10 protein-coding genes and 2 pseudogenes are annotated in these 10,621 nt (G+C 63.3%); 5 read left to right on the top strand and 7 right to left on the bottom strand.

The genetic code is table 11. The features are described 5' to 3' along the window. Positions 1–93: 93 nt before the first annotated feature. A pseudogene (locus ABD658_RS15060) lies at positions 94–204 on the top strand (IS481 family transposase); the annotation flags it as partial. Here ABD658_RS15060 and ABD658_RS15055 read toward each other — a convergent pair. From ABD658_RS15055 to ABD658_RS15035, 5 genes are all read right to left on the bottom strand, one after another. Then, positions 201–1,718, bottom strand: coding sequence for a PepSY-associated TM helix domain-containing protein (locus ABD658_RS15055; protein WP_344685995.1), 1,518 nt, complete (start codon positions 1,716–1,718; stop codon positions 201–203). The pseudogene ABD658_RS15060 and the gene ABD658_RS15055 overlap by 4 nt on opposite strands. Before the next feature lie 32 nt (positions 1,719–1,750). Then, the gene (locus tag ABD658_RS15050; RefSeq protein ID WP_344685993.1) at positions 1,751–3,046 is read right to left on the bottom strand and encodes a Dyp-type peroxidase; all 1,296 of its coding nucleotides are present in this window, start codon (positions 3,044–3,046) and stop codon (positions 1,751–1,753) included. Then, positions 3,036–3,668, bottom strand: coding sequence for a copper chaperone PCu(A)C (locus ABD658_RS15045; RefSeq protein WP_344685991.1), 633 nt, complete (start codon positions 3,666–3,668; stop codon positions 3,036–3,038). The genes ABD658_RS15050 and ABD658_RS15045 overlap by 11 nt, the downstream gene beginning before the upstream one ends. Before the next feature lie 113 nt (positions 3,669–3,781). Further along, on the bottom strand, positions 3,782–4,288 hold the full coding sequence (locus ABD658_RS15040; RefSeq protein WP_344685989.1) for a copper resistance CopC family protein: 507 nt from the start codon (positions 4,286–4,288) through the stop codon (positions 3,782–3,784). A 168-nt stretch (positions 4,289–4,456) separates the two neighbouring features. After that, positions 4,457–5,119, bottom strand: a complete 663-nt coding sequence (locus ABD658_RS15035) for a hypothetical protein (protein WP_344685987.1) — start codon at positions 5,117–5,119, stop codon at positions 4,457–4,459. 179 nt (positions 5,120–5,298) lie between these two features. Here ABD658_RS15035 and ABD658_RS15030 point away from each other — a divergent pair, with 179 nt between their 5' ends. The 4 genes and pseudogenes from ABD658_RS15030 to ABD658_RS15015 all read left to right on the top strand — a co-directional run bounded on the left by ABD658_RS15030 (position 5,299) and on the right by ABD658_RS15015 (position 8,920). After that, on the top strand, positions 5,299–5,535 hold the full coding sequence (locus tag ABD658_RS15030; protein ID WP_344744939.1) for a hypothetical protein: 237 nt from the start codon (positions 5,299–5,301) through the stop codon (positions 5,533–5,535). Positions 5,536–5,551: 16 nt separating this feature from the next. Beyond that, positions 5,552–5,779, top strand: a pseudogene (locus ABD658_RS15025) (integrase core domain-containing protein); the annotation flags it as partial. Between the two features lie 109 nt (positions 5,780–5,888). Then, positions 5,889–7,139: an ATP-grasp fold amidoligase family protein gene (locus tag ABD658_RS15020; RefSeq protein WP_344685985.1), complete on the top strand. Its 1,251-nt coding sequence runs from the start codon at positions 5,889–5,891 to the stop codon at positions 7,137–7,139. 551 nt (positions 7,140–7,690) lie between these two features. Further along, positions 7,691–8,920: an ISL3 family transposase gene (locus tag ABD658_RS15015; protein WP_344685675.1), complete on the top strand. Its 1,230-nt coding sequence runs from the start codon at positions 7,691–7,693 to the stop codon at positions 8,918–8,920. On the opposite strand, the gene ABD658_RS15010 is transcribed toward ABD658_RS15015, so the two are convergent. Then, positions 8,870–10,213 carry an ISL3 family transposase gene (locus tag ABD658_RS15010; RefSeq protein WP_344685673.1) on the bottom strand — a complete coding sequence of 448 codons (1,344 nt, stop codon included), beginning with the start codon at positions 10,211–10,213 and terminating at the stop codon, positions 8,870–8,872. The genes ABD658_RS15015 and ABD658_RS15010 overlap by 51 nt on opposite strands. A gap of 217 nt (positions 10,214–10,430) precedes the next feature. Further along, on the bottom strand, positions 10,431–10,621 hold a 191-nt coding region (locus ABD658_RS15005; RefSeq protein WP_344744936.1), incomplete at its 5' end, for an IS3 family transposase.

Genomic DNA, 10,621 nt, shown 5'->3' with positions numbered 1-10,621 from the left:
TGCGGCGGAACTCCTCGGTATAGACGACTTTCGGCATGACTTCCATCCTTCCTGCTTTCTCAGCAGTCTTGAAGTCAACCGAACCTTCAGCAGACCCAGGAGCTGCCGGACTGGTTGCACTTCTACAAGCGTCACCGGCACCACTCCGCGATCGGCGGCCCGCCCTTCAGCAGACTCAACAACCTGCCTGGACATCACACCTAGGGCTTGCTCCTTGTAGTCGCCAGGCGCGAGTCGGAGGCGGAGGCTCGCCTCTGCCTCAGTGCCAGGAGCATATCAATCAGGATGAAGGCCACCAGGCTAACGCCGAGTAGTGGTAGGAACCAGGCAATCAGGCCGAGCCCCGCAGTGATCAGCGCTTTGCCCCACCATGGCGCCCGCCTGAGGGATCCTCGGCTCGGGAGGTTACCCACCTTCTGCGCCGGGTTATGGCGTGGTCGGCGCTGCCACCACATCACATACCCCCAGATCACCAACAGACCAATGCTCACCGCCAGGGTGAACAGCAGGATCTGATTGGCCAGGCCGAAGAGTGTTCCCATGTGCATCCAGATTCCCCACTGGGCCAGCTTGGCCATGAAGGAATAGTCATCCCAGGCCAGCACATCGGTGACCTTGTAGGTCGCTGGGTCTACCGCGACAGCCTGAATCTCGGGCGTGGGCAGCTTCATGCTGACATCGCGCATACTCCATGCCTCCCCCTCTCCTGAGGCGGCGATGAGCTCCACATGAGCAGAGGTGAAACCCGCTTCCCGGCCGGCCCGCAGGACGTGGCCGATGCCGGAGACATCCACTGCATGAGTATCGTGGGCCTGTTCTCCGCCGTGTCCATGGTGGGGGTGCTCATCATGGACACCCGCATCTTCCGCGTCGGGGTTGAGCTGGGTCTCGACTGAGGGCGTCTGCCAGTCCATGCTGGTGCGCAGGTCCGCAACATTGGCTCCCCCGTAGGTGGACCAGGTGATACCAGTAGCGGCCAGAAAGAGGCCTCCTGCCGCGATCCAGATCCCGGTGGCTGCGTGCCAGGACCGAGTCCTCCGAAGCCCGCGGGCGGAGTTTTCCGGCAGCAGCATGCCCTTCTGCTTCCGTTTGGACCGACGGACGGCGCGCCACCGTGCTGCCCAGAGTCCGACTCCGGCAATGATGATGACTGCCAGCCAGGAAGCAGCCAGCTCACTATAGAGGCGTCCCCAGTCTCCGAGGAACAGGTGCCGGTGCATCTGTGCGATCTCCGTCCTCAACGGCAGAGACCCGCCGGTGCCGTAGACCCCCTCATCCCCGCGGACTTCGCCGGTGACAGGGTCGATGAAAATGCCTCGTTGCGGATCGTGGAGCCCGGAAGGAGACTCGTCGTACTCATAGATCACCCGGGTGGTGTCCCCCGGAGTGGCAGCTGGTCGTACGGCCGCTAACTGTGCGTCTTCGCCGACGTGTTCTTCCGCTGCGGCTACTTGTTCATCCAAGGGAAGGTAGTCGGTGGATTTGCTGGAGGCGGTGAGTTCTTCGGAATAGACCATACGTTCGATCTGCGGAGAGAACGCATAGATCGCCCCGGTCAGCGCTGCGATCAGGATGAAGGGTCCCACGAAGATGCCTCCGTAGAAGTGGATTCTGCGTAGCAGGGGCACGAACCACGCCGGTCGGCTGACTGGCTCGTCAGGCTCTGGTGGGCTTGGGTGTTGTCGGGCAGGTTCGGCTGCCCTGATGTCGTTGGTCATCAGAGAGTCTTTCAGAGAAGGAAGGTCAGTGTTTAGAGGGAGTCGCCGATGTACCCGCCGGGGGCACATCCGGGAGGGATCGCGAAGACCGCGCTGCCGATGGGAGTGGTCCACTCATTGAGCTGGTCCCCCTCAGCCAGCCGCTGCTGGATCGGCAGGAACTGGCGCTTCACATCGGCCTGATAGCTGAGGAAAACCATTCCGGAGTCGCTGAGCTGACCGTCCCCTTGTGGTGGCCGGTCGTAGTTGTAGCTGCGACGTAGGATCTGCTCCTCGGCAACCTGTGGGTGAGCCCGACGGATATGGGCGAAGTCCTCGATCACCGGGAATCCCAGCGGGGTCGTGGCCTCGAAGTCCGGCACATCGTGCTCGCTGGAACCGGTCAGTGGTGCGCCCACACTCAGATCGCGCCCGATGGAGGCCTCCTTGCCGCTGCGGGCCAGCTCGTCCCAGCCGTCGAGGTCCATGCTGATCAGCCGCACCACCAGTGAGGTGCCCCCCTCGATCCAGGGCCGCAGCGGACTGGAAGATCCGGCTGGGGGGTGCCCCCACACGGTGAACTCCTTGCCGTCATCGCCCCGACCAGGTTGGACGGTCTCGTCCACCTGGCCGAAGAGGTTCCGCATTGTGATGTCTTCGCTCTGGGTGCCGCGCGCGTTGCGGAACCCGTCCTGCATCCACCGTGGTGAGGCATAGGCCCGGGCATCCTTGAGCAGCATCCGTCGGGCGTGCGCGAGCGAGATCGGGTCATCGCCGCATATCTGCAGCAGCAGGTCCCCGGCGCAGAGCTGGGGCTCCAACTGATCGATCTCAAACTCGGGCAGATCTTCCAGCCACTGGGGCACGATCTCCGGGTTGAGCAGCTCCACCAGGTGCCGGCCGAACCCGAAAGTCACCGTCAACCTAGCAGGCTTCTCAGCCAGCTCAGGCTCGGTGTCGGCAAGAGCAGGCTGCCCCTGGGTCAGACGTGCGGCATCATCAGTGAGAAGCCGCAACAAACGCCGCACATCCTCACCCTCGACCCCCTCGTTCAGGTCCAGGGCGATCAGCACAGCATGGGCCTGAGCCGGGGTCTCGATGCCTGCCTGTCGAGCCCCATAGAAGGCGACCGTCTGACTGCCGTGCAGCAGATGCTCCGGCTCAGGTTCCGGGGCAGTGCCCCGCCCCAGGCCGAAGGCCGCGCCAGCAGTGACGGCCAATCCGGTCCCGCCTGCGCCCAGCAGCAGGCCCCGACGGGAGACACCCCGCCGAGGCGCTGCCGAACCCTGATCCGCCGAATCCCGCTGCCCCGACCCGCCGTCGGAAGCAGTACCAGGGTCAGTGTTCACCGTGGACCTCCTCGGAGTCGTCACCGTGAGCGTGACTGCCATGGTCTTCATGCCCCTGGTGGTCATCGTCGTCACCGTGGTCTCCATGGTGGCCGTGGTCTTCGTGGTCGTAGGGTTCGTCCTGGCCGCCGTCGTCCTTGACGATGGCTCCGATGCTCTCAGTGGTGCCGTCGGTGAACTCCAGGGTCACCTCCACCACCTCACCAGGCAGAAGCTCGTCATGCAGTCCGATAAGCATCAGGTGGTCCCCGCCTGGTTCCATATCCAGGGAGCCTTCTGCAGGGATCGGGAACCCGCCCTCGATCTCCTGCATGACTTCCTGACCATCCTCGTCGACGACGATCTCATGGAGCTCGACCACCTCGGCAGCTGGTGATTCGGCGGCCACGATCTCCAGTTCTTCAGGGGTGAGGTTCTCGATCGTGCCGAACAGGCTGGTCATCTCGGAGTCCGCCGCCCGGACCCACAGGTCATCATCCTCACTTTGGATCCGCGCATCCTCAGCAACAGGGTTCTCGTCGATCTCCGGGTCGTTGGGCAAATCGGCCTGCGCGCAGGCGCTCAGAGCAAGCAGGCCGGCAGCAATCAGGGCAGAGAGGGTCCAAGGGGTGTTGTTCTTCATCAGAATCAGATAATCCTTCCGGGCGCACAGGCCCTACAGCCGCACGGCGAAGAATCCAGCCGTGACGGCATCACGAAACAAAGAAGGGAAAGGAACAGAGCGGCCAAGGACGATCAGTCGCCGGCTGTGCCTGGGCGGCGCATCACCAGCACGATCACCACGACAACAGCAGCAGCCCCCGCACCAAGGCCCAGTACCCAACTGGGCACAGACCCGGAGGCATCCGCTGCGTTGTCGGAGGGCTCTCCCTCCCAGGGCTCAGTAGTTTCTAAGACGATCTCGTCCTCAGCATCAGGGTCGGCAACCTCGAAGCTGTAGGAATGCTCTTCGGAATGACCATCCGAGTAGACCACCCGGTAGACCACGTCGAACTCCCCGTTAGGTAACGGTTCTGGCAGCTCAGTAGACATGGCGCTGCCCTCGACCTCGGTCTCACCTTCCCAGTTCTCTCCATTGGCATCTCGGAGCAGGATGGTGTTGGTGATCGTCTCCCCAGTGGTCAGACCATCCCCGGAGAACTCCAGAGTGATCGCCTCCGGTGAGTGGTCCAGGACCTCATCTGCCTCAGGCGAGGCAGCCAGCAGGGTGTCATGCGCGGATGCCGGTGCCGTCCACAGCACCGAACAAGCAGCAGCTGTAGCCACCGCCAGGCCAACAGAGCGGAGTGTGCCACCTCGGCGCGAGGCAGCAACAGGGCGTGTTTCGCCCATAGCAACGTCAACCTTTCAGGGGTGAGCAGACCTCACCACAGGCCCGCAGGTTCCGTGGTGTCAGGACGAGAATCAGTCTCAGCTCACCACAGGCGGACCCCGCAGGGTCCACGGGCCCTGACCGGGCCAAAGAGCAGAGAACTGCCGGGCAGGCCACGACGCCGCCCAGTTCATCGTCCGCGGGCCGGTAAGCACCAACGGACGGAAGACAAACATCAGCACCGGGCGAATCCCAAACAGACTCACCAGAGCCTGTAGAAGGACCTCACCACGGCGCAGCAGAGCATAGGTCAGCACACCAGCACTGAGGTGGGCCACGCTCATCGCGGCATCCGGAACCACGCCGTGGGCTGAAACGGCACTGGCCGATGGCTCAGCCAGCACCAGATGATCCACATGATGACGGTGGTGCCCAGGATGCGAAGACTGCCCCACAGACAAGCTTGCGGAAGCATGGCTATACGGGAACAGCGCAAAGAGAACGTGCAGCACGCCCTGGCTGACGAGCACCGCAGCAGCCAGGCGCCAGCGGCTCAACGGAACCCGGGCCAAAGCCACACATACCGGCACACTGACTGCGATGGCCAAAAGCAGGATCACCGGGTGCGGGCCATGATGACCGGCGGTCAGGTGAGCGGCAGTTGCAGAACCGATCGCAACTGCTGCGGCCAGCATTCCACGAAGCACCCGGGCAACGCCATTTGCGGCAGGCAGAGAGGCAACACCAGGTGCAGAACTCACCGCGATGCCACCTCCTCAGCTAGGCCGACGAGATTATTCTACACATTGTAGAAAAGTGGCTCATCGCAGATGCAGGTATAGCAAGGGTCTGAATCCGCCGGTATCCAGCAGCACCCGGGTGATGTAGCTGCCCAAGTTCCGGAACCCCAGGCATCAGCCCCATCCCGGCAGGGTCAGGTATGACGAGCGGGAAACATCGCATCAACCAAGGCGGGCACAGACAGCTCAGTGCTGCAATCTACCGCACCGTGATCGCCAGAATGAGATTTCACGAACCAACGATCGCCTACGTCGCCCGCCGCACCGCCGAGGGCAAGTCCAAACGCGGCATCATCCGTTGCCTAAAACGCTACGTGATCCGAGAGGTCTACCACCTCGTCAAGGCAGACCCCCACACCGGCGAAGTTCGCAGTTAACAACTATAGGAGCATCAACGCGCTGGCCGAGGCGGTCAACGGGCTGTACAAGACCGAGCTGAACTACTCCCAACCCTCTTGGGCCTCACTGACCGAGGTGGAGTTCGCCACCATGAACTGGGTCCATTGGTGGAACACCACCAGGTTGCACGAGCACCCGGGCTACCGCACCCCCGCGGAAATCGAGGCCGCATATTATGATCACCACCGAGCCGCAGAGCCCACACCAAAATCTCGGAACTGAACCCAGGACGGTTCACCGAGTGCCGTACTCCACACTGCCGGACGCTACTGACGGTTCAGCCCATGTGATCATGGTCTCGGCGCACCGCACTGAAAGAACAGGGAACCGCATGCCGTTCGACAAGACATCGAAAGACTCCCCGTACCTGAGGTTCTTGAACCGCGAGTTCGGGAAGCGTGGCACGCAGCTGCGCAGACGACTCTCGAACAAGACCGAGGTTCACCGCCAGCTGAAAGACCTTCGCGTGGAAGGCGACCCCATCGGCCTGCCGCAGCAGCACCGGATTCTGGAATCGGCCAGCGAGATCACCGCTGAGTCTCTTGGCGAGAGAGCTGCCCTGAAGTTCGCCCACGGGTGGTCAGCCAGGGGCGTGATGCTGCTTGAGCGCACTGGTTCAGTACGGTACTTCGATCACCTTTCTCTTCGCGAGATGGACCTCGACGAGATCCGCGCCAGGCAGAGGAAGGTGACCGCCAGCTTCCGCCAGAGAAAGTCACGATGGATAATCGAAGAGCTACTCCAAGGACCTCAGCCGGGGCCGCTACCCTTTGACTATAAATTTTATATGTTTCAGGGCCAGATAGGCCTAATATCGCAGATCGATCGAAACTCGTCTCCTATACGAAATGCATTCTTTGATGGCAACTTTCGCCCCTTAGAGGACGGACGAGATTTCAAACTGTGTCCCTCTAAGGTGCAACCAGCACCGCCCCTCGTGCCCCGAACCGCGGTGATGCTCTCACGCTGGGCCATCGAGCTTTCACGACTCACTGACGCCCCCTTCGTCCGGGTAGACCTGTATGACACGTACGCAGGCCCATACTTCGGGGAGTTCACCTTCTCCTCCGGAGCCGAGGTGAAGGGAACCATCACGTTCGGCAACCACCTGATCGAGGAGTTTGATCGGCTCCTCCTCCGAGCAGAGAGGAGCCTCAGGGGCGAGCGAGTCATGCATCCTGACAATTGGAGTACGCTTATCGAGTCGACAAGTGATGCCATCCTGGCAGTCCACCCCGTACTCGACACCCAGCAATACGAACACCTCGCCTACTATCTCTACAATCACGGCCCACGCGGTGGACTCCGGCTGGCAGAAGCCCATGACCGGCTGAGCGACGGAAACGTCGACGACGCAATCAGCACGTACCTAGTACGCGCGCACGAAGCGACCGCCCACTGGGTACGGAAGAACCGCAGGCCACTTCCGGCAACCTTCGGGAGCGTGTTGCGCCAGGCTCGCCAGGATCATCCCTCGCTCGATTGGCTGACAGCACGCGCCCGCCGCCCAGCACGTCTGCTGAGCAGGCTCTCGGCACCCTTCTCCGCTACCCCGAGAAACGGTCGCGACCCGGACACCTGACGCGCCTCACGTATCGCCCTACAGGTGAACCCAGACCGGCCACACCCACAGACGCTGGCACACGCGCAGAGCGCTCACGTTCAGGGACGCGAAGCGTCGACGACCGCTGGACCCCGGGCTGCGGCTGAAATGGCCCCGAGATGCTCACGATCTCGGTTCTGCTTTGTCGAACAGCCCGGTGCGTGGGAGCTATTTCTTCTTCTACGCCCCCCGTTAGCTTCTAAGGGCACCGTTTCTCCGGCAGGATAAGTGGCTCTTCGCGTTTGAGGGTGTAGAAGCTGGGACGCGCGCCGGAGTCGGCGTGGCGGTGGATGGATAGAAGTCGAGGCCTTCCGATGATGGAGGTTCCTACACCTAGGGCGTGTTGCTAAAGGGTGGAGCGTCGGTCGTCGGCGAGTCTGTCCTTGTGGCACGCAGAGAGATATCTGGCTCTTCGGAGTTGAGGTGGGGGCAAGCGACTCGCCGGTGAGCTGAGCACGGGGCGAAGAAGGGGCCGGGACCCTGATGATGTGTAGCGACCAAGCAAACACAGCCAGGAAGCCCCGACCCCGATGTCCGAGAATACGCGCCCGGTCCCGGCCTGCCCAGCTGGCCAGCACGCCTACTGCCACAACTGCGACCTCTTCGCCGACCTCGACGGTCTCCACGTCATCGCCGTGGAGCGTCCATCCACTGCGGCACTGCTGCGCGTGGTCGTCGAATCAGCAGCAGAACCGGCGGGTTGCCCGGACTGCGGCGTGATCGCCACCAGTGCCGGCCGCAAGAACGTCGAGCTCATCGATGCTCCGGTCTATGGAATCCCGGCGAGGCTACGCTGGCGCAAGCGCCGATGGCGCTGCGCCGACCCTGACTGCGACCGCGGGGTCTTCACCGAGCAGAACCCTGCTGTGGCCGCCCCGCGGGCGCTGCTGACCCGTCGATGCATCAGCTGGGGTGTGGCCCAGATGCGCCGGGAGAACGTGTCCGTGGCAGGGCTGGCCCGCCAGCTCGGCGTCGACTGGCATACCGTCTGGAACGCGATCGCCGCACTGTTGCAGGCCGCTGCTGATGATGAGCGTCGGTTCGCCGGGGTGGTCACTCTGGGTGTGGATGAGCATATCTGGCACCACGTCGATCGGCGTCGACGCGGGCCGAAGGAGCTCACCGGCATGGTCGACCTCACTAGGAACCCTGAGGGGCGGGTGCAGGCGCGGTTGCTGGACCTGGTGCCCGGCCGCTCCGGCACCGTCTACGCCGACTGGCTCACCGCCCGCAGCCAGAACTTCCGCACCGGGATCCGGATCGCCCCGCTGGATCCCTTCGCCGGGTACAAGAACGCTATCGATGCCCACCTCGACGAGGCGGCAGCCGTTCTCGATGCGTTCCACGTGGTCAAGCTCGGCACCGCCGCCGTCGACGAGGTCCGTCGCCGGGTCCAGCAAGAGACTCTGGGGCACCGAGGCCGGAAAGGCGATCCGCTCTACGGCATCCGGCGGCTGCTGCAGACCGGGATCGAGCACCTCAGCCAGAACCAATGCCGGCGGATCGAGAAGGTCATCACCACGGATCCCCGCCATGAGGAGGTCTTCATCGCCTTCCAGTGCGCCCAGGAACTCCGCTCGGCCTATCAGCACCATGACATACGCGCCGGACGGCGCATCGCGCTCAAGGTCCTCGAGTCCTTCCGGTCTTGTCCGGTGGCCGAGATCGCGAAACTGGGCCGGACCCTGCACAAATGGGCTCTTCGGACTTCAGGTGGGGAGATACCCATCGAGGCCTCCTCCGATCAGCAACATCCGTAACCTGTAGTTCTCACGATTGCGGAATCCACGGGCGATCCGTCGGGCGAGCTCGATGAGTCCGTTGACCGCCTCGGTGCCGCCGTTGTTCGACCTGCCAGTGGTGAAGTAGGCCAAGAACTCGGCACGCCATTTCCGCAGGGTCCGGCCCAGCCGGGCGATCTCGCCGACCGGGCAGGAGGAGAAGGACTCCAGGGCCTTAACCGCGATCTGCCGCCCAGCTCGTAGGTCATGGTGCTGATAGGCCGCCCGGAGTTCTTGCCCACATTGGAAGGCGATGAAGACTTCCTCATGCCTCGGGTCAGCGGTGATGACCCGCTCGATCTTCCGGCACTGAGCCTGGCTGAGGTTCTCCATCCCGGTCTGCAGCAACCGCCGGATTCCATAGAGAGGGTCGCCCTTGCGGCCTCGGTGCCCCAGGGTGTCCTGCTGGACTCGGCGACGGACCTCATCGACAGCGGCGGTGCCGAGCTTGACCACATGGAAGGCATCGAGCACAGCGGTGGCCTCGTCGAGATGGGCGTCGATGGCATTCTTATACCCGGCAAACGGATCCAACGGGGCGACCTGAACACCTGCCCGGAACTCAGGACTGCGGGTGGCGAGCCAGTCAGCGTAGGCCTTGCCGGTGCGCCCTGGAACCAGGTCCAGCAGCCTGGCCTGCACCTGGCCCCGATCATCTCGAGTCAGGTCGACCATCCCGGTCAGTTCCTTCGGCCCGCGTCGACGCCGATCAACGTGGTGCCACACATGTTCATCGACACCGAGGGTGGAGACCCCGGTGTATCGGCGCTCATCGCCAGCAGCAGCCTGCAACAAGGGGCGGATCGCTCGCCAGGCGGTGTGCCAGTCAACTCCGAGCTGGCGGGCCAGTCCTTGGACGGAGAGATTCTCTCGGCGCATCAGCGTGATCCCGTAGGCGATGCACCGGCGGGTCAATAGCGCCCGCTCTGCCGCCACGACGGGGTTCTGTTCGGTGAAGACCCCGGTGGAGCAGTCAGGGTCGCCGCAGCGCCATCGTCGCTTGCGCCAGCGCAATCGGGCCGGGGCTCCGTAGACCGGGGCATCGATGAGCTCAATGGTCTTCCTTCCGGCGCTGGTAGCGATGACTCCGCAGTCCGGGCAGCCGGTACCAGATGGGGAAGATTCAACGGTGACGATCAACGCACCCGCCCGGGCTGAGCGATCGACATCGATGACGTGGAGGCCCTCGAGACCGACGAGGACGTCACAGTGGTGGCAGGAGGTGTGCTGGTCGGCTCGGCAGGCAGAGACAGGCCGGGTATTCTCGAACATCGGGGTCGGGGCTTCCTGGCTGTGTTTGCTTGGTCGCTACACATCTTCGGGGCCCCGGCCCCTCTTCGTTGCGCCCCTGAGCTACTCAGCGTGTCGTGCCTACCCCACCTGAACTCCGAAGAGCCCACAAATGGCGCAGAGAGTTCTTGGCCTACTTCACCACCGACCGGTCGAACAATGGCGGGGGTCTGCTGAACGGATAGGAGACAGCGGTTAGTCAGGCCAGGAGGGCCATGGACGGTCTCATCGTGGCCTCGAACTCGACCGGGGTCAACTTACCCAGCCGCGCCTGCCGCCGACGCCGGTGATACGTGCGCTCGATCCAGGTGAGGATCGCGATGCGCAGCTCCTCCCGCGTCGCCCAGGAACGGCGATCGAGAACGTTCTTCTGGAGAAGCGAGAAGAACG

Source organism: Nesterenkonia aethiopica (assembly GCF_039534665.1).
GTDB lineage: Bacteria > Actinomycetota > Actinomycetes > Actinomycetales > Micrococcaceae > Nesterenkonia > Nesterenkonia aethiopica.
Note: the sequence above shows the minus strand (reverse complement) of the source record. Positions and strands in the feature narration are given on the sequence as shown.

Coding starts and splice junctions, on each gene's coding strand:
- ABD658_RS15055 (WP_344685995.1), bottom strand. CDS start 1,718: ATGACCAACGACATCAGGGCAGCCGAACCTGCCCGACAACACCCAAGC.
- ABD658_RS15020 (WP_344685985.1), top strand. CDS start 5,889: ATGCCGTTCGACAAGACATCGAAAGACTCCCCGTACCTGAGGTTCTTG.
- ABD658_RS15030 (WP_344744939.1), top strand. CDS start 5,299: ATGACGAGCGGGAAACATCGCATCAACCAAGGCGGGCACAGACAGCTC.
- ABD658_RS15010 (WP_344685673.1), bottom strand. CDS start 10,213: ATGTTCGAGAATACCCGGCCTGTCTCTGCCTGCCGAGCCGACCAGCAC.
- ABD658_RS15045 (WP_344685991.1), bottom strand. CDS start 3,668: ATGAAGAACAACACCCCTTGGACCCTCTCTGCCCTGATTGCTGCCGGC.
- ABD658_RS15015 (WP_344685675.1), top strand. CDS start 7,691: ATGTCCGAGAATACGCGCCCGGTCCCGGCCTGCCCAGCTGGCCAGCAC.